14 protein-coding genes are annotated in these 19,746 nt (G+C 55.1%); 6 read left to right on the forward strand and 8 right to left on the reverse strand.

All coding sequences use genetic code 11. The features are described from left to right. Positions 1-82 precede the first annotated feature (82 nt). Positions 83-643 (forward strand): cob(I)yrinic acid a,c-diamide adenosyltransferase, encoded by a 561-nt coding sequence (locus CCY01nite_RS02125; RefSeq protein WP_186830854.1) that lies wholly within the window; start codon positions 83-85, stop codon positions 641-643. A gap of 42 nt (positions 644-685) precedes the next feature. Beyond that, positions 686-1,969: a tyrosine--tRNA ligase gene (gene tyrS / locus CCY01nite_RS02130; protein WP_146857649.1), complete on the forward strand. Its 1,284-nt coding sequence runs from the start codon at positions 686-688 to the stop codon at positions 1,967-1,969. Between the two features lie 35 nt (positions 1,970-2,004). On the opposite strand, the gene CCY01nite_RS02135 is transcribed toward tyrS, so the two are convergent. The 3 genes from CCY01nite_RS02135 to CCY01nite_RS02145 form a co-directional block, all read right to left on the reverse strand. Beyond that, on the reverse strand, positions 2,005-2,376 hold the full coding sequence (locus CCY01nite_RS02135; RefSeq protein ID WP_146857650.1) for a rhodanese-like domain-containing protein: 372 nt from the start codon (positions 2,374-2,376) through the stop codon (positions 2,005-2,007). Between the two features lie 129 nt (positions 2,377-2,505). Continuing rightward, positions 2,506-3,804 (reverse strand): amidohydrolase family protein, encoded by a 1,299-nt coding sequence (locus CCY01nite_RS02140; protein WP_146857651.1) that lies wholly within the window; start codon positions 3,802-3,804, stop codon positions 2,506-2,508. 23 nt (positions 3,805-3,827) lie between these two features. Beyond that, a complete protein-coding gene (locus tag CCY01nite_RS02145) occupies positions 3,828-6,917 on the reverse strand; it encodes an amidohydrolase family protein (RefSeq protein ID WP_246129829.1) in 3,090 nt (1,029 codons plus the stop codon). Positions 6,918-7,107: 190 nt separating this feature from the next. On the opposite strand from CCY01nite_RS02145, the gene CCY01nite_RS02150 reads away from it, so the two are divergent. The 3 genes from CCY01nite_RS02150 to uxuA all read left to right on the forward strand — a co-directional run bounded on the left by CCY01nite_RS02150 (position 7,108) and on the right by uxuA (position 10,226). Then, positions 7,108-7,530, forward strand: coding sequence for a DUF4890 domain-containing protein (locus CCY01nite_RS02150; RefSeq protein ID WP_146857652.1), 423 nt, complete (start codon positions 7,108-7,110; stop codon positions 7,528-7,530). Further along, positions 7,530-8,813, forward strand: a complete 1,284-nt coding sequence (locus CCY01nite_RS02155; protein WP_146857653.1) for a glycerate kinase type-2 family protein — start codon at positions 7,530-7,532, stop codon at positions 8,811-8,813. The genes CCY01nite_RS02150 and CCY01nite_RS02155 overlap by 1 nt, the downstream gene beginning before the upstream one ends. A gap of 240 nt (positions 8,814-9,053) precedes the next feature. Next, complete coding sequence (uxuA, locus tag CCY01nite_RS02160) at positions 9,054-10,226, forward strand: mannonate dehydratase (RefSeq protein ID WP_146857654.1); 1,173 nt, start codon at positions 9,054-9,056, stop codon at positions 10,224-10,226. A 129-nt stretch (positions 10,227-10,355) separates the two neighbouring features. Here the strand turns inward: uxuA and CCY01nite_RS02165 are convergent, their stop codons facing one another. From CCY01nite_RS02165 to CCY01nite_RS02175, 3 genes are read right to left on the reverse strand one after another with little or no spacing between them, the layout of a single operon-like run. Continuing rightward, positions 10,356-11,636: a TolC family protein gene (locus CCY01nite_RS02165; protein ID WP_186830855.1), complete on the reverse strand. Its 1,281-nt coding sequence runs from the start codon at positions 11,634-11,636 to the stop codon at positions 10,356-10,358. A 13-nt stretch (positions 11,637-11,649) separates the two neighbouring features. Continuing rightward, positions 11,650-13,230, reverse strand: a complete 1,581-nt coding sequence (locus CCY01nite_RS02170; RefSeq protein ID WP_146857656.1) for a DHA2 family efflux MFS transporter permease subunit — start codon at positions 13,228-13,230, stop codon at positions 11,650-11,652. 4 nt (positions 13,231-13,234) lie between these two features. Continuing rightward, complete coding sequence (locus CCY01nite_RS02175; protein WP_146857657.1) at positions 13,235-14,278, reverse strand: HlyD family secretion protein; 1,044 nt, start codon at positions 14,276-14,278, stop codon at positions 13,235-13,237. 162 nt (positions 14,279-14,440) lie between these two features. Here CCY01nite_RS02175 and CCY01nite_RS02180 point away from each other — a divergent pair, with 162 nt between their 5' ends. Next, positions 14,441-14,926 (forward strand): MarR family winged helix-turn-helix transcriptional regulator, encoded by a 486-nt coding sequence (locus CCY01nite_RS02180; RefSeq protein WP_146857658.1) that lies wholly within the window; start codon positions 14,441-14,443, stop codon positions 14,924-14,926. On the opposite strand, the gene CCY01nite_RS02185 is transcribed toward CCY01nite_RS02180, so the two are convergent. Continuing rightward, positions 14,927-17,623 (reverse strand): CHAT domain-containing protein, encoded by a 2,697-nt coding sequence (locus tag CCY01nite_RS02185; protein ID WP_146857659.1) that lies wholly within the window; start codon positions 17,621-17,623, stop codon positions 14,927-14,929. A 16-nt stretch (positions 17,624-17,639) separates the two neighbouring features. After that, complete coding sequence (locus CCY01nite_RS02190) at positions 17,640-19,673, reverse strand: PKD domain-containing protein (RefSeq protein ID WP_146857660.1); 2,034 nt, start codon at positions 19,671-19,673, stop codon at positions 17,640-17,642. Between the last annotated feature and the right edge of the window lie 73 nt (positions 19,674-19,746).

Raw genomic sequence — 19,746 nt, forward strand, 5'->3', positions numbered from 1 at the left:
ACCCTGCATTGAACATATTTTGACAAGGCAACAGCTTCTGTTGCCTTTTTCTTTTGCGTAACTTCGTAAAAACCCGAAGATCATGGCACTGAAGATATATACCAAGACCGGCGACAAAGGCAAAACCTCCCTCATCGGGGGCACGAAAGTCTCCAAAAGCCACCTCCGCATTGAAACCTACGGTACCGTAGACGAACTGAACTCCTGGATGGGCCTTGTGAACGACCTGATGACCGAGCGGCCGGTAAAGCTACTGCTGAAAGAGGTGCAGGACCGCCTGTTTACCGTCGGCGCCTCCCTGGCCTGCGATCCTGAAAAAGAAACCAAAATGAGCATTCCGGACCTGCATGCGGAGGACGTGAAGGTGCTGGAAGATGCCATCGACGCCATGAATGAAACGCTCCCGGAAATGAAATTCTTCGTACTGCCCGGCGGGCATGTGTCCGTTTCCCACTGCCACGTCGCCCGCTGCGTCTGCCGCCGCGCCGAAAGGCTCTGCGTGGCCATGAAGGAGCAGGATATGTTCGTAGAGCCGTTGGTGTTACAATACCTGAACCGCCTCAGCGACTATCTCTTTGTATTATCAAGATATGCCGCCCACCTGCATCATGTGGAAGAGGTGCCCTGGAAGCCCCGGGTATAATCCCTCAAAAAATTGTAGGTTTGCACAAATTTTTTGTCTTTCATGAATCTTATCAAGGAATTGCGCTGGCGGGGCATGGTGCAGGATATCAAGCCAGGCACGGAAGAACAGCTGCAAAAAGAAATGGCCACCGGTTATATCGGTTTTGACCCTACCGCGGATTCGCTCCACGTGGGCAACCTGGTGCCGATCATGCTACTGGTACACTTCCAGAAAGCCGGGCACAAACCACTGGCGCTGGTCGGCGGCGCTACCGGCATGGTGGGCGACCCCTCTTTCAAAGCAGAGGAAAGAAAGATGCTCGACGAAGAGACGCTGCAGCATAACCAGCGCTGTATCAAGGCCCAGCTGGAACGCTTTCTCGATTTCAACCCCTCCCGCGTGAACGCCGCGGAAATGGTGAACAATTTCGACTGGTTCAAGGGCATCAGCTTCCTGAACTTTATCCGCGACGTGGGCAAGCACATCACGGTGAACTATATGATGGCGAAGGATTCCGTGAAGAAACGCCTGGAAGGCGACAGCGGGATGTCTTTTACCGAATTTTCCTACCAGATGATCCAGGGATACGATTTCCTCCACCTGTACAATGCCAAGAACTGCAAAGTGCAGATGGGCGGTTCGGACCAGTGGGGCAATATCGTTACCGGCACGGAACTGGTGCGCAGGATCGCCGGTGGTGAAGCCTATGCTTTCACCTGCCCGCTGATCAAGAAAGCGGACGGTACCAAGTTCGGCAAATCGGAAAAAGGCAATATCTGGCTCGACCCGAAAAAAACATCTCCCTACGAATTTTACCAGTTCTGGCTGAACGCCTCTGATGAGGACGCGGAAAGTTATATCCGCATCTTTACTTTCCTCGAAGAGCCTGTTATCAATGCGCTTATTGAAGAGCACCGGCAGGACCCGGGCCGCCGCACCCTGCAGAAGCGCCTGGCCAAAGAAGTGACCAGCTTCATTCATGGCGAGAACGAATACGAATTTGCGATCAAAACTTCCGAGATACTCTTTGGCAATGCCTCCGTGGAAACACTCAAATCCCTCACAGAAGAACAACTCCTGCAAGTGATGGCCGGCGTTCCGCAATTTGAAGTGAGCGCTGCCGACATCGCCGCGGGTAAAGACGTGGTAACGTTCCTCGCGGAAACCGGCATTTTCCCCAGCAAGGGCGAAGCGCGCAAAACCATCCAGTCCAACGGCGTAAGCATGAACGGCAGCAAGGTGGCGGCCATAGACCTGCCGATCAATAATGAAGTACTGATAAATGGCAAAACCATCCTGTTCCAGAAAGGAAAGAAAAATTACTTCCTGGTGAGAGTAGTGTAACGCCTGCAAAATACGTTTACGGCGGCGCGGTCTGTTCAGGCCGCGCCGCTTTTTATTTCACTTTCCACAGGAAATCCTTTCCGCAGCCATACGGAGATCCCCGCCGTCATCACGTACACATGCTCGAACCCCATGTTCCTGGCCCGCTTCGCGGCATAAGGCGCCGCGCCGCACAGGGCGTCTGAACAGTAGAACACCAGGGTCGCGGCTTTGTCCGGCGCGAGATCGCTGGCGGAATAATCGCCAGGGTCCAGGTGCGTAGCGCCGGGGAGGTGATGGCGCCGGTAGCTGGAAACGGGTGTATTGTCGTAAATATAAAAGTCCGGCTGCTGCAGGCGTTCCCGCACTTCCTCCGCCGGGATCTCGGCCAGGCCGAATAAACGGGTGGTGGTGATCCTCATTTTCATCTTTTTCCACAAATGTGCGGCGGGGGTGTGACAAGGGTATGTCAGCAGGGAAGCAAAAAAAAGGCGGGGCGGACAAACGAAAGCCGGCCGCCCGGTTTTCGAGCAGCCGGCTTCATGTTTATTGATCTTTTAGTTCAAATCATATTTATACTTGTAGCGCTCGTACAGCTGCTTGTGCTTGTCTTCCAGGCTCACGCTGCGGCCCTGTATGAACGCGCGGGTGATCACGCTGGATTTCATATCCAGGATATCGCCCTTGCTCACTACAATATTCGCGTCCTTGCCTACCTCGAGGGAGCCCGTCTTGTCCGCGATTCCCAGTATCTTCGCGGCATTCAGCGTGATGGCGCTCAGTGCTTCCTCTTTGCTGAGGCCATAGGCGCCCGCCGTACCCGCATTGAATGCAAGGTTACGTTGCTGCCAGAACCCTTCGTTACTGATACAGAACAGGATGCCGGCCTTTTGCAGCTGCGCGGCCGTCTTGTAAGGCTGGTCCACATCATCGTCCTGCATCACGGGGAGGCTGTGCGGCTGGTTGAGAATGACCGGAATGCCCTGCTCCTTCAGCACATCCGTGACCATCCAGGCATCCGTGCCGCCAACGATCACCACATCGAAATTAAATTCCCGCTTAATATCCGCCGCCACCAGCATTTCCTTCACCAGGTCGCAGTGGATGAAAAGTTTCTGCGTGCGGTCGAACAGCCCTTTTACGGCTTCATATTTCAGGTTGGTGGATTTGTGTTTGCTTTCCGCGAGGTATGCCTTCGCATCGCGGAAGAACGCCTTCACGCCGGAGATCCGTTCCATGGCGGCTTTGACGGCATCGCCGGAAGGGCCGGGGGCGGAGGCGCCGAAGGGATTGCCCCTCGCCATCAGGCGGGGCATATTGAAGTGAATGCCGTTATCGGTCTTGTACGCCGCATCCTCCCAGTTCCAGGCATCGAGCTGCACTACGGAAGAGCTGCCACTCAGCAAGCCGCCCTGCGGCACTACCTGCGCCAGCAGGATGCCGTTGGAACGCAGCGTGGCGATCACTTTTGAATCCGTGTTGTAGGAAACGATGGAACGCACGGAGGGATTGATGTCCCCTACTTCCACATAATCATTGGTGGAGCGCACCGCTTCCACTTCCGTGAGTCCGAGGTTGCTTTCCGGCACAATGATGCCGGGATAGATGTGTTCGCCGTTCACGTCGAAGACCTTTACATCTCCCTGTGGAACGGGCACATCGCTGCCTACGGCGATGATCTTGCCGTTTTCAAAAGCGATGATGCCGTTGTTGATGACCTGGCCGTTGCCGACGTGAATAGTAGCGTTGCGCAGGTAGATCCTCCCCTCCTGCGGTTTGGCGGGATAGATGGTTTCCTGGGCCTGCAGCTGTATGCAGGCGGTTAGACCGAGTATATAGAAAAACAGTTTTTTCATGATGATGTGATTTTCCGGTTAGGTTATCCTTCTTGTTCCAGATCTTGCAGGATGTGATGCTGATGCCCACCCTGCAGGTCTTCACAGTGATAGATCTCTTCGCGGGAAGGGACGGGGCGCTGCGTGGGGGCGCCTTTCTTTTTCTCGCCGAGCATTTTGCCCATCAGCCTGTTCCGTTCCGCGGCAATGCGGGCGCGCAGTTCCAGATCTTTTTCCATATCGAAGTACACGATGCCGTCTACAATGGTCTTTTCCGCTTTGGCGTAGATGCTCAGCGGATGATCGCTCCAGAGAACGAGGTCTGCATCCTTACCGGTTTTTATACTGCCGATGCGGTCCGCCACATGCAGGAGCTTTGCGGGGTTGAGGGTGACCATCTTCAGCGCGTCCTCTTCATCCATGCCGGCGTATTTCACGCTCTTCGCGGCTTCCTGGTTCAGGCGGCGCGCCATTTCGGCGTCATCCGAATTGATGGCAACGGTAAGACCTACACGTTGCATCAGCGAGGCATTTTGCGGGATCGCATCGATCACCTCCATTTTATACGCCCACCAGTCCGCAAACGTGGAAGCGCCCGCGCCGTGCGCTTTCATCTTGTCCGCCACCTTGTAGCCTTCCAGGATGTGGGTGAAGGTATTGACGGTGAAACCAAAGCGGTCGCCGATCTTCAGCAGCATGTTGATCTCGCTCTGCACGTAGGAGTGACAGGTGATGAAACGTTTTTTGTTCAGTATTTCCACCAGCGCGTCCAGTTCCAGGTCGCGGCGTTTATTGGGACCGGCCTTTTCGTAATCCCTTGCGCGGGTGAATGCGTCTGCCAGCACCTGTTCCACGCCCATGCGGGTCTGTGGGAAGCGCGTACGCTGGCGGTCGCCCCAGTTGGATTGTTTTACGTTTTCGCCCAGTGCGAACTTGATAAAGCCGTCCCAGTCCCCGAACTTCAGCTGCTCCGCATTCGCGCCCCAGCGCAGCTTGATCAGTTGCGACTGACCGCCGATGGTGTTCGCGGAGCCGTGCAGCAGGTGGGAAGACGTAACGCCGCCGCTCAGCTGGCGGTAGATGTTCACGTCATCCGGGTTGATCACGTCCGCAATGCGCACTTCGGAGGTAACGGACTGCGTGCCTTCGTTCACGCCGCGGGAAATGGCGATGTGCGAGTGCTCGTCCAGCAAACCGGGTGTAAGGTGTTTGCCGGTGCCGTCTATCACGCGGGCTTTGCCGGCAGACAGTCCTTTTCCTATCTGTACGATCTTTCCCTTGCGCACCAGCACGTCCGTTCCTTCGAGTTTTCCTTCCTGCTCGTTCGTCCATACCGTGGCGTTGCGGATCAGGATGTCTTCCTGCTGCGGGAGCGTTTCATATCCGTAGCCGGAAAAGGGATAATACATCTTTCCGATATCGGCAGGCTCTTTCTTCTTCACGCTGTCCGCCTTTGCTACAAAAGCTTTGGTGAAAGTAGCCTTCCAGTTAACAGGTTGTCCTTTATCGTCCAGTCCCGTTCCGGACCATTCGGGCGTGATACCCGGCGCCTGGCTGATGGCGCCGCTGAGCCGGATCTGGCGTTTGTTGTCTTTTGTCAGGTTGATGATCAGGCTTACCAGCTGGCCTTCCACTTCGATCTTTCCGGGGATGGTATCTTTATTGACGATGGAAAGCGCTGCCGGCGTCCCTTTCACTTCCACGGGATAGGTGGCGGTGCTGCCGGCTTTCGTCAGCACGATGTTGTAGGAACCGCGCAGGTCGGTCCATCCTTCCGTTTTCAGGATGTACTGGTTGCCCTGTACCCAGTTCTGGAAGAATACGGTCTTTTCCGCGAACACGGGGCCGGAGGTGATGAGAAAGTTGGCGAGCTTTCCGGCATCCAGGCTGCCTACCTGGTCGTAGACCTTGAGCAGGGTGGCCGGTGTTTGTGTAAGGGCTTCCAGTGCTTTTTGCTCGCTCAGGCCGTATTGCAGCGCTTTGCGCAGGTTGGCGAGGAATTGTTTTGTATCGCGGAGGTCTGCGGCGGTGAGGCAGAAGGGGATGTTTGCTTTTTCGAAGGCGCCGGGGGCCGAGGGAGCCATTTCCCAGTGCTTCATGTCTGCCAGCGCCACAAAGCGCGCATCGTTCGGATCTTCCACGTCGATGGCCTGCGGGAAGTTCAGCGGCAGGATGAAGGTGGCTTTGGTGGCGGCCATTTCCGTGATCCGCTGGTATTCGGTGCCGTTGCCCTTGATAACGTACTGCACGCCGAACTCGTCCCCTATCTTGTCCGCCCGCAGGGCGTTCCATTTATCATTGGCTTCGAATATCTGCACATACTGCTGGTTGTCGTTCCATGCCTGAAGGCTCATGTTAAGCCCTTCTGCGGCGGGTTTCGATTTGTACCATTGCGCGTCCAGGTATTGCTGGCGCAGCAGCGCGATGGTGCCCATCAGCGAACTGGGATAATCCTGTGTGGAAGAACCTTTGCTGAAGGAATAATGCGCGGATATCCTGCCGCGGAGAACGGCCTTGTTTTCTCTTTCGGAGGACAGGCTCACCAGCGCGCCGGTGCCCCTTGCGATGCCGTCTTCCCGGTGCGTCAGCACCGTACCGAAACCTTGCTCACGCAAAGCTTTCGCCTTGTTTTCGTCTGTACCGAAAAGCTCTACGGCATTCACTTCGCTTTTGATCGCCTGGTTCCAGTTATAAGCCCCTTTGGTGGCGGACAGGAACTGCGGGCCGGAGCTGCTTCTGCTGCCGGACACGCGCGGCGGAACGGCGGGCATGCCGTAATCGCTGTAAATATCCAGGAAAGAAGGATAAATGTACTTTCCTGTGCAATCGATCACTACCGCATCTTCAGGCACGGCAACGCCGGCGCCAGCGGCAACGATCCTGCCGTCGCGGATCACCAGCGTGGCATTGGAAAGCGTTGTCTTCGCATCTTTTACGAGGGTAGCATGGGTAAAGGCATAACAGCCTTCGCGCGGTTCGGCGACGCCGTTCACCGGCCAGGTTTCCTGGGCGGAAACGCGCGTTCCGGCCAGCAAAAGCCCGATAACACCGCAGACGGTCATCAACCGCAAACGGCGCTGCATTTTTCCGCTTACCGGTTCAGGGACGCCGGCAGGCAACAGATTTGATCTCATGTTCGGTTTTTTTGTTTAGATGATGGCTGATAAATTTCAGGCCGGCACAGGTTTAGATTTAGATCGGGTGATGCCGGCATTACAGCAACAAGTGTTAAATTTACCAAAACATTGATCGCATCATATACTATTTTCGTATAAATTTTACGAACGGTATGATGCCGCCGGAAAAACCATTAATCTGACTGTTATGGAAAAAAAGATCTGGATGATGATGCTCCTGCTTTTTGCAGCGTTTGCCGTACACGCGCAGGATGTTGCGGCCAAGCCGAAGAAAGAAAGATGGGACGCCGCCGGCAAGGCGGACAAGATGAGCGACAAGCTTTACCGGGAACTGAACCTCACGAAAGAACAAAGCAGGCAGATCCACGACATCAACGAAGATATTGCGCGCCGCCGCGATGAAACCCGCAAGAACACTTCCCTGAGCACCCGCGAACGGATGCAGGCGCAGCAATCCCTGAATACGGAGCGCAACAACCGGTTCAAAAGCGTACTCACACCAGCGCAGTATAAAAAGTGGAATGACTGGGAAATGAAGAAGAAAGAGCAGCTGGAAGAGAAAATGGACCGCAGGCAGGACAAGAAAGACGCCCGTAAATCCAATCACTGATGGAACGGTACACCCGGCAAGCCATTGATATATTCCGCCATGCGGTGGCTGCGGCACAGCCGCGGCAATTCATGCGCACCTGCTTTGAGCCGGGCCTCATTCCGCCACAGGCGCGCATCCTCGTAGCCGGTGCGGGCAAAGCCTCCGCGGCCATGGCGCAGGCAGCGGAAGAGATATGGGGAGAACAGATCACCGGCGGCATGGTGATCACCAACCGGCAGGAGCCGCTGCCGCTGCAAAAAGTGCGGCAGGTGCAGGCCGCGCATCCGGTGCCTGATAATGACAGCTTACTGGCAACGGACATGTTGCAGGATATGATCGCCGGAGCGAAGCAAAGCGGTGAGGAAACCATTATTCTTTTTTTATTGTCCGGCGGCGCTTCTTCCCTGATGGCGGACGTACCGCCCGGGTCTTCGCTAACGGAGGTCCGCCAATTGTTCGATGACCTGCTGAAAAGCGGTGCGGACATCCGCGAGATGAACACCGTCCGCAAACACCTCTCGCGGGTAAAAGGCGGGCAGCTGGCGCGAAGCGCCTATCCCACCCGCATATTCTCCGTCATCCTGTCCGATGTTCCGGGCAACGACCCCGCGGTGATCGGTTCCGGCCCCACAGTGCCCGACCCTACCACCTTTGCGGACGCCTGGGACATCCTTGAAAAATACCGGCTCGTTGCAACGCTTCCCCCCGGCCTCCGGAAACACCTGGAACAGGGGCTGGCCGGCAGCATTCCAGATACGCCCAAACCCGGCGACCATGCGTTCGCCCATTCCCGTTATACCGTGGCCGCCAGCAACCACCTGGCGCTGGAAGCCGCCCGGCAGCACGCGGAAAAGCTCGGCTACCACGCGCAGATACTCACGGATACCGCCACAGGCGAAGCCAGAACACTGGGCATGTCGCTCGCCAAACATGCGATGGACTACTACGGGCCATACCCCGCCTGCCTGCTTGTGGGCGGAGAAAGCACAGTAGTGGTGAAAGGCGGCGGACTGGGTGGCCGCAACCAGGAACTGGCGCTGGCCGCCGGCATCGCATTGAAAGACACACCTCATATCACCTTCCTCTCCGCGGGAACCGACGGGATAGACGGGCCCACAGACGCCGCGGGCGCCGTTGTCAATGCCCGCATCATGCAGTCCGCACCCGACCCGCTGCCATACATGGAGCAAAACGACAGCTATCATTTCTTCGAAAAAACGGGTACGCATATCAAAACCGGCCCTACGCAGACGAATGTGATGGATATTATGGTGATCCTTATACAGGAACCAGTATCATAAGACCACCCTGCATGTACCATATACATGTGACGGATCAATAGCGGGCTGAAACCTGATCAACGGCATGCACCATACGCATGTACCGGATCAATAGGGGGCTGACATGGCACTAACGCCACAGCACCACCTGCACCGGATCAATGGCTGGCCTGTACCGGCACGCGGCCATAATTTTCCCTTCAGGAGTTTGCATATCTGGCTTTTGATTCTATTTTTGGGGACAATTTAAAATTCCCAAATATGATGAGAATGGAACAGACCTGGCGCTGGTTCGGGCCGAAAGACCCTGTGAGCCTGTCAGATATCCGTCAGGCGGGCGCTACAGGGATCGTTACCGCGCTGCACCATGTCCCCAACGGTGTCGTATGGACGAAAGAAGACATCCTGCAACGCAAACAGGAGATAGAAGCCGCCGGCCTTACCTGGTCAGTCGTGGAAAGCGTACCCGTGCATGAGGATATCAAAACCCAAACCGGCCGGTTCAAGGAATACATCAAAAACTATCAGCAAAGCCTCCGCAACCTCGCGGCCTGCGGCATTTATACGGTAACGTACAACTTCATGCCGGTGCTGGACTGGACCCGCACCGACCTTGCCTATACTGTGGAAGACGGTTCAAAGGCGCTGCGGTTCGACAAAGCACAGTTCATGGCTTTCGACCTGTTCATGCTGCAAAGGCCCGGCGCGGAAAATGATTACTCCGAAGCGGAGATATCCCGCGCCAAAGAGCAGTTCGACAGCATGACGGACGATGAAAAAAGCCTCCTGCAAAGAAATATCATCGCAGGGCTGCCGGGCTCCGAAGAAAGCTTCACGCTGGAGCAGTTCCAGGCGGCACTGGACAAGTATAAAGACATCGACGCCATCAAGCTGAAGCTGCACCTGTTCTATTTCCTGCAACAGATCGTACCGGTAGCCGAAGAAGTGGGCATCAAACTGGCCATCCACCCGGATGATCCTCCCTTCCCCATCCTCGGCCTGCCCCGCGTGGTGAGCACCGAACAGGATGCGCGCGAGCTGCTGGCTACCGCTCCTTCTCCCGCAAACGGGCTTTGCTTCTGCACCGGCTCCTATGGCGTGCGGAAAGACAACGACCTGCCCGGCATGGTGGAACGCCTCGGCGACCACATCCACTTCATCCACCTGCGTGCCACCAAACGCGATGCCCAGGGCAACTTCTACGAAGCTAACCACCTGGAAGGCGATGTGGACATGTTCTCGGTGGTGAAGAGCATATTAACGGTCATGAATAAACGTAATGTGTCCATTCCCATGCGCCCGGACCACGGGCACCAGATGCTGGATGACCTCCAAAAGAAAACAAACCCCGGATACAGCGCCATCGGGCGTTTGCGGGGGCTTGCGGAGCTACGCGGACTGGAAATGGGGATCGCGAAATCAACCGGAAAATAGAACCGGCCCGGAATGAAATGATACGGCGTGGAGCCGCTTAAACAAGATGGCATTCACGTCACCAAATAAGCAGGGGCCGACCAGTACTGGTCAGCCCCGTTTAACACACACTACGAAAACAACTACTTCCTATCTCCAGAATTCGTTGCCGTTCAATTGTAACAAAGCCAGGCTTGATATCGATAACTGATATTGATATTGTATTTTGGCCAGCTGCGCTTCCAGCATGGAGGTCTGCGCATTTTGCAGATCGAGGTAAGTGATCACCCCGTTTTTGTAGCGGCTTTGCGCCAATTGCAAAGCGCGCTGCGCCTGCTGCAGCAGCGCTTCGGCCGTCAGCAGCCTTTCCTTGCTGGCCGTTACTTCCGACTGCTGCTGGATGACTTCCTTGCGTAAATTATTTTTTACATCCTGCGTGTTCCATTTGGCCACTTCCACCTGCTGGGCGGCCATGCGTTCCTGCGTGCGCAGCTTTTTGCCGTGAAAGATCGGCACGGAAAGGCTGACGCCCGCATTGTAATTAAATTTCGGTGTGTTCACGTCCGGCAGAAAGCCGTTCTTGTAGCCGGTGCCCGCATCCAGGAAAAGAGATGGTTTGTACTGCGTTTTGGCAAATTCCACGCCCATGGACGCTACATTTTCCTTTTCGATGGCGGTCTTCACCGTGCTGTTATTCAAAAATCCTTCATCCGCCAATACCACGCCTGCTACGGGCCATTCAAAACTGGCATGGATGGAATCCTGTAATGTATCGCCGGTATAGTATTCCAGCGTTGCCAGTTCTTTCCGCAGCGCGTTCACATAGTCTACTTTTTTATTGCGGTAAGATTCCAGTTTCACGCGGGTGTTCAGCAGGTCGAGGTCGATCGCATCGCCGTGCTTCAGCTTGTTTTCCACCATTTGCTCCGTTTCTTCCAGCAGCTTGATGTTGGCTTCCTGCACAGTGATGTTGTCATTTAGATAGGCGATGCCGAGATAGGCATTGGCCACCTGGTAGGCCAGCTGTTCCTTCACTTCCGAAGTCTGTGCCCCCAGCAGCTTTGCTTCCGCTTCGTGCTGGTGAATACGGCTGCCCGTTTTCCCGAAATCCAGCAGCAGCTGCCGGGCTTCAATACCGGCATTCACGTTTTCGGAAGGCACCGGCTGAAAGGTGAAATCACTGCCGGGCAGCTGTATTTTCGGAACGGGGTACACGTGCATGTAGCTGGCGGTACCGTCTACCGTTGGCAGGCGGTCTGCCTTTGACAGCTCTATTTGTCCCGCTGCAATGCGCTGCTGCGTTTCCATCGACCTGACCTTTGCATAATGATCAAAAGAATGCTGCACCATCTCTTTCAGGTCTGCCGGCGCTACCTGCGCGGAAGCATGAAGAGAAATAGCGGATAATATGATGATGAATATCTTTTTCATGATTGACATTTGTTTAGTGCGCATGTTCCGCCGCTTCTTTCATGGCAGTTGCGCTCAGGTTGCGTTTTTTAACAAAGAGCATTAACGGTAACACACATACGAAGAATATTCCCACGAAACGGAAAGCATCCAGGTAAGTGAGCACGTATGCATGTTTATTGACCAGTCCTTCCAGCATGGCAAGCCCGCCCTGCTGCGCCTGCGCGGCGCTCATGCCTTTCGCGGCCAGGGCGTTCGCGCTCTGCTTCAGGCGCTCCATGGCGATGGGGTTGTCGCTGTTGACGTACGTCAGCAACTGTGTACGGTGCAGCGCATACTGGCTGGCCACATAAGTGTTCATAAATGCGATCCCGAAAGAGCCGCCCAGCTGCCGGAGCATGTTGTTGATGGCGATGCCCTGCGGCATTTCCATGGGCGTCAGTCCGGATACGGCCTGGTTCGTCAGCGGTACGCTCAGCATGGCGGAACCAACGCCGCGCAGCAGCAACGGCGTGAAAAAGAACATTACGCCGGCTTCCGGACTGGCGGTAGACATCCAGAAGCAGAATATGGCGAACATCATAAAACCTCCGGTGATCAGGTATTTCGGCGGTACGCCCCGCTGTATCATCTTCCCCACCATCGGCATCATTACGGCCGCCATTACAGCGCCGGGAAACAGGGATTCACCGGTAAGCGTTGGCGTGTAATTCATCACGCGCTGCATCCACACCGGGTAAACGAACATCGAGCAGTAGATGCCGAGGCCCATGATGAACGTGAGCAGCGTGGTGATGGCGAGCGTGCGGTTCTTCAGCACTTTCAGGTTCACTGCCGGCGCATCCGTTGTAAGCTCCCACCAGATGAACAGGATAAAAGCGACGACCGCGGCGGTCGTGAGCACCACAATATGTTTCGCGGCAAACCAGTCTTCCGACTGCCCTTTTTCAAGAATGTACTGCAGGCTGCCTACCCAGATGATGAGCAGGAGTATGCCGATGTAATCGATCTTGATGGCTTTCCGGTCGATGTTATATTCGTTCTCCTGCTTATCGATAAAAGAGAAAACAAGAAAAGCGGCGATGATGCCTACCGGCACGTTGATATCGAAGATGAGCGACCAGTGGAAGTTGTCCACTATCACACCGCCCAGCGTAGGGCCGATAGTGGGACCGATGATCACGCCCATCCCGAAGATGGCGGAAGCGATCGGCCGCTCTGAAATTTCAAAAGTGTCGAATAATATGGATTGGGAAGTGGATAACAGCGCACCGCCGCCTATGCCCTGCAGGAAGCGCCAGGCCACCAGCTCCCATAGCGAGCCGGACATGCCGCACATGTAAGACGAAAAGGTGAAGATGAGAATGGACGTGAGATAATAGTTCTTACGCCCGAAATACGAAGCGAGGAACCCCGTCATGGGTATGACGATCACGTTGGCGATGGCGTAGGCCGTGATCACCCAGGAAGCATCTTCGATGGTGGCTCCCAGGTTGCCGCTGATCTGCGACAAGGCTACGTTCACAATGGTCGTATCGATCAGCTCCAGCATGGTGGCGGAAATGACCGTAGCCACTATGATCCACTTCGCGAATCCTTTCGGTTTTGGTGACATACGATCAGTATTTTAAGGCCACTTCCACGCTCAGGCCGGCACGGAGCTTGTCGAGGTATTGGTCTGCGTTATCAATTGCGATCTTTACGGGAACGCGCTGTACGATCTTTACGAAATTGCCGGTAGCATTGTCCGGCGGGAGCAGCGAAAATTTGGCGCCTGTAGCGCGGGAAATGGCGGTCACCTTGCCTTTCAGGGCAAGATCGCTGAACCCGTCCACTTCAATATCGGCTTCCTGCCCTACGTGTATGTGTTCCAGTTGTGTTTCCTTGAAATTGGCGACAATGTAAAAGCCGTTCTCATCAACAATTGTAAAAAGGCTTTGCCCGGCCTGTACATATTGCCCCGGCTCTACATTCTTTCTGCCGATGCGGCCGGTGATGTTGGCGGTGATCTTCGTGTAGCCGAGCTTGAGCTTCATTTGTTCCACTTCGGCCTTTTTACTGGCTACGAGCGCTTCGGCCTGCGTAACTTTCGCAGCGGCTACCTGTACAGAAGACTTTGCCAGCGTGATATTGTCCTGCGCCGCCTGGTATTGTTTGTCGTTGGTGAGGCTGGTGGCTTTGGTATCGTCCAGCTGACGGTTGGTGATGGCCTGATCATTAAAAAGGCTCTGATCGCGGTTAAGATCGGCCGCGGCTTTGTTTTTCTTCACCAGCGCCACCTGTGCGTTGGCTTCCGCCACATTGATGCCGGCATTAGCATTGGCGAGGCTGGCGCGGGCAGACAGCAGGTCCGCTTCCGCCTGCCGGTAATCGGCTTCCGCCTGTTGCAGCTCGATGCGGTATTCTTCATCGTCGATCATCACCAGTGTGTCCCGCTGCTTTACATTGCCATAATCCTGTACGTACAGGTCTTTTACATACCCTGAAACCCGGGCGATGACAGGCGCGGAATGCCCTTCTACCTGCGCATTGTCCGTTGTTTCATGGTGGCGGGCGTACAGCCACTGGCGTATCCCGAAGATGGCCCCGATCAGCAGGATGGCGATGAAAATGAGCCGTACGGCCAGTTTTCCCTTACGGGGACTTGCATTTGCAGTTTCCATTGTAGTGTGTGTTTTTGTAGTATTGTGTGTTAAACGACGCAAAGGTAAACTGAGTTTACCAAATAGACAAATAAGTTGACCTTTTAGGTGTAAAAGATTAAATTTGCATGACAAAAGGGTTTTGCTATTTTGGGGAAATCGGGATCACAAACCAATTCAATTATGACAAATTCAGCGTTAGACAAGAAGTTCCTGGAAATGATGGAGCGGCGGCCGCGATTACTGATACGGCTGCTGGGGCTCGTCAAGAAGGACCTGGATATCCGGTTAACGGAAAAGATGCAGGCGGCGGGTTACGGCGATTTCAAGATCGGGGACATGGTACTGCTCGCCAATATTTTGCCGGAGGGTACGATCAACAACGAGCTGGCAAAAAAGGCAAGGATCACCAAACAGGCTATGAGCAAGGTGGTGAAAAACCTGGTGAACACAGGTTTTATTTACACCCGCAAGCATGAAACGGATAACCGGGCTACGGTCATCTGCCTGACGGACAAAGGCAAAGAGCTGCTGATCGATGCGTATGCCCAGATAGAGGAGATCCAGCAATATTATGTGGGTATTATCGGTGAACAGGACGCAGAAGTGTTGCGGGATATCCTGTACCGGCTGGTGGTGGAGATCCACCCGCAGGCAGTTGGTAAATAGTCAGCGCCACTTTTTTACAGTGAAAAATATTATCGGACCTAAAACTACAGCGAGTATCAACCACATATACCAGACTCCACCTTTTTTTTCCACCGCCACCGCATGATGATGACCGATATAGGTCAAAGCCGCCCAGTAGTAAGGGAGCTTTAGCTGCTGCCGTATTTCTTTGTCGCGCAGCCATTGCAGCTTTGCGGCATGCAGTGCTATCATGGGATTTTTGGCGGACGGCAATTGTTCGTAGAAATCCCCGGTGAGCCTTGCCGCGGCGGCGTCATGCACATTCCATAGTCCCGCTACGATACCTGTGGCGCCGGAAGCGGTGAACTCGCGGGCGAGGCTGATGATCCCTTCGCCCTCGGCCAGCATGCCCTGGCCGGTGCGGCAGGCGCTCAGCATAATAAGGCCGGGATGGAATTTCCGCGCATACAGCTCGAAGAGGAAAAAAGGTCCGTCCGCCAGTTGGATAGCGGGCAACTGCTGATCGCCCTGTAAAAATGCATGGGTACTGAGATGCAGGATGCCGCCTTTCCCAAGCTGCTCGCGGAATACCGCCAGCGTGGCGGATTCATTGCGAAAATATTGCCCTTCCATCCGGCTGTGCACGGCTTCGTATTCCTGTGCCACAGCGGGCAGTTCCGGGCTTCCGGCGGCTTTGGAAATAAAGAAACCGGTAACGCCCTTTTCTGTGCTGGTCTGTTGTTGCTGCTGCCACCAGGTTTGCAGCGAATAGGCCAGTCCGGTGGCGGCTTTCTTCGCCAGGAAGGGCCATTGGCCGATATCCCTGTTGTACACGCTGTCCGTGAGCAGGGCGTCGAAGGGAATATAACCGAGGCGTCCATCCGGTATCAGGAGGTATTGCTTTGCGGGAACCGTATCGTTCCATATCCACCTGAATATGTTGTATGCTTCGCGGCAATATGCGCGCGGGTCATTCTGCATGGCTTGCGGGCCGTTGTGAAAATAGCGGGCAACAAAGGACTGCAGCGCTGCCTGTTTCTCCGCGCCGTTATCCAGCCGCCTTACGGCGCGGATACCGCTGCGTTGCAGGTCGATGATGTAAAGGTGATCTTCTCCCGCGAAAAAGCTTTTAACGGTCAGATCTTCGGGGAGGTCCGCCGGCTGAAAGGTATTTGCGGGGTCTTTTGTGAAATAGGCGGGATATTTTTCTTTTAACTGTTCCTGTATGAGGGATAATTCGTAGGCCAGCGCGGCTCTTTGCCGGCGGGCATTCGCATCGTCCTGCAGGGCAAGTTCACGGTCGTAATACGCTACGGCCTGCTGCAGCTGGCGTTGCCGGTCCAGCAGCGTATCGTTCATACGCAAGCGGCTGTTCTGCATGTTGGATTGCAATTCTTCCAGCAGCACCTGCGCTTTGCTGCGCTCCATAACATCCAGCATGATGCCGGTGTACTTTGCGTCTTTCGTGCGTTCCCACAGGAGGTAGGCAGTGTTCATCGCTTTTTCCGCCAGTGCGCGGCTGTGGCGCTGGTGCAGCAGGCGGGTGGCGCGGCTGAAAAATTCACGGCGCAGGCGTTGTTCTACCCCGAAGATCAATCTGTATCCGTGCAGGGCTTCTTCGAGCTGTTTGTCAGTTGGTCCGGCATTTTTTGATCCTGCTGTTGCCGGGCCCTGCATTTGCAGTTTTTTCGCGGCCTGCAGCATCCCATCCGCCTTTCCCTCCAACGCATCCGCCAATGTAAACTCCCCGTACAACTGATTTTCCGCGGGCCAACCGGCAACACCGGGGATCAGCAACGCTATCGCTTTATCAAAATGTTCCGTGCGCATTTGCCGCTGCAGGTCATTCCGGCCCATCTTCACCAGCAGCCTGGCCTTTTCGCGCTTCCTCGCACCGGGGTAATGTTGCTCCATCACTTTCAAAGCATCCCTGAAAAACCTGTCCGCCGCGTGATAACGTTGCTGGCTATACGCAATATCACCGGAAACCTGCAGCGCGGAAGCCAGCCAATAGCCCGCATTCTCTCCCTTCGCGCCTTTCAGCAGCCGCACCGCTTCGCGGGCATGCCATGCGGCGCTGTCCGTCTTTCCCATCTGAAGATATACGTCCGCAATGGTGGAATGGAGCAATCCCGGCACCTGCGCATGTGCAAGTCCCATTCTGGCATGCCGCAGCGCTTCTCCGTACTGCTCGCGCATCTGCTCCGCCACCGCAAGGTTGCCATAGGCAGACGCCATCTGCAGCCGGTCTTTCCGCTGCCCGGCGATCTCTATCACTCTGGAATGAATGAACGCGGCGCGCTCGTAGTCGCCGAGGCGGGTATAATTATTGCCAAGCGGCTTGAGCACATATTCCAGTATGTCCGTTTCCGTTATAGGTGACTCGTTGTAGTAGCGGTAGGCGGTTTCGTAGGCGGCAATAGAAGGGAGGATGTTGCCGGCATAGAGCTGATAATATCCCTGGTAGGTGAGCATATCCAGCCAGGCGGCCCTTTCATAGTCATTCGCCGGTACGCGCCAGGCGCGCTGCTGCAGGCTCATCAGCAGCGGCAGTCTTACCACCGGTTCTTCCACGGCATAGTCCAGGTTCACAAAGATCCATTCTTCGAGATTATCTTCCTGCTTTAACGTATCCAGCCGGGCCTGCAAGGCGGCCGGCAAAGTGGTGGTGTCCGCATACGAATTTGCAGACAGGCTCAGCAGAAGGATAAATAATGCGGTACGGATAAGGATCATGCCATCTTAAAGATAGCTAAAATCTCCAGATGCCGTAGATGAACAGCCGCTGCTGCGGTTCCTTGAAGTATTGTATCAAACGTACGCCCAGTGAAGGTCCGGCGCGCACCATGCCGAGGTTTACATCGGCAAACAGGCCGCCGTCCCATGAAACGAAGCTGTCGCTCCTGCCCTTCTCGATGTTCTCAAACCGTTGCGGGGTCCTTGTATCCGGTATAGGCATGGCAGTTACCACCTTTCTTTCTTCTACTTTTTCAGATACGAGCACGTTGGCGATCATGCCCGCGCCAACACCTACCCAGCTTTTCAGGTTATACCGGAAGTGCAGCGGCACCACGTCTACATTCAGGCGGCTCGCCCGTTCATATAACGCTCTCGACTGTATGATATATTTCCCTGCGCCGATGGCGGTATCCCGCTGATCGCGCGTGGTGGATACCAAAGTTTCGCGGCGTTGGGGCACGCTGAGGTACAGCTCCGCCTGGAAGTAAGGTTTGTAGGGTGCATATGCGGATATCGTTACGCCCACCGTGCCCGCGGGGAGGCCCAGCGGCAGCTCCGTCTTTGCGAATCCTTTTCCATATCCCACGATCAGCCCGGGTGACAGGCCCGGTTTAAAGCTGCCTTTCGAGCGGTTGGTGATGACGGGTTCATTCTTGTCGAACACAATAGCGGCCTGGCTGCTGAAAGGCAGCTTCTTCAACTCTTTGCTGAACCGCACCTTGTATTTAATGAAGCCTTTGGTGGAATCGGGATCTTCCACGCCTTCCTGCTGCATGCCTTTGAGGTAGATGTTGTTGAAAACGAAAAAGATGCTGTCCTGCCGAACGATCGTATCCAGGCAACTCTGGCGTTCGTATGCGGAGTCGCACATCACGCAGCGCGGCGAGTAATCCGTGATCTCAAGCGTTTGTCCGTTGAGCATGCCCGGTACGGCGATGCCGATGGCTACCTTGCTGGCCGGGCCTTTGCCGGTGTTCTGGAACTGCACTTTGTAGTTCAGTTCGCGTTTCTTACCCACAAAGCGGTAGTTCATGCGGCGGTTCTTCAGCTGCATCCTGTTCGGATCGTGCGAGGCCACGATCTGCATTTCCAGATCATATTGCGCTAAGGGCATGAGCGGATCATCGGGGATGAACATGCCGCTGACGGTTACAACGGCGTTGGTGTCTTTGATCATCTCCGGCGTGGTTTCCAGCGTGAGGAAGAGAAATTTTTCTTCTCCGGCTTGCAGGCCTTCCACGCGCCAGGCGTGCTGCTCGCGGAACAGCGCTTTCTTTTCCGCCAGCAGGGCGGATACGGCCGTCTTTCGCAAGGGGTCTATCCAGGGTTGCGCGGAAGGCCCTGCAGGCGGGGAATACGGGTTTTCCGCCGAAGCGTAGAAGGGCGCCACGGCCAGGTCTTCCGCGAAAGCCCGGTTCAGCAGGTCTTCACCCGGCGCCATCGCCAGTGCGGAATCCGCTTTGAACTTCCGTTCGCCGTGATGGGCGCGCTCTTCCAGCAAAGCAAAGTTCTTCTGCGAAAACTGCCTTTCATTGTAAAACAATAACAGCGACCCGCTGATGTTGCCGGCGCCACCGGGGTGGCGGTATCCGATGATGGTCACCATTTCCTCGCCGGGCTTCGGCATGCGGTTGATCTTCATCGCCAGCATGTCTGACGCGGCGAAAAAGGAAGAAGAAGGCGTGGTGGCCGCGTAGAGGGTCTTTTTTACTTTGATGCGGCGGGGCTTGCTTTTGGGCGCTTTGCCGTCGTCGTAATTATTAGTGGCGTACAAGCGGATGTCGTACGTGCCGGTGTCTTTATAATGATGTTCGGGCTGCGGGGCAAAGCTGAAAGTGCCGTCGCCAAACTCCCAGTAATGGGAATAAAATGCTTCGGGAGCGCCCGCGATCTGCCGCAGGGGGCGCAGTTCCGCCTTCAGCGTGGCTTTATTTTCCTCTTGCTCTATATTGATAACTGCAGGGATGGTATCGGGTGCGGGACGCTGTTGCGCCACGGCCTGGAAGCTGATCATCCACAAACAACCTGCCCATATTTTTCTCAACATAAAAAGGTATTTAGGATATATACCGTCAATATATATCTTTTTATAACAAGATGATAAACAAAGCGCTCCATTT

This window comes from Chitinophaga cymbidii (genome assembly GCF_007992715.1).
GTDB lineage: Bacteria > Bacteroidota > Bacteroidia > Chitinophagales > Chitinophagaceae > Chitinophaga > Chitinophaga cymbidii.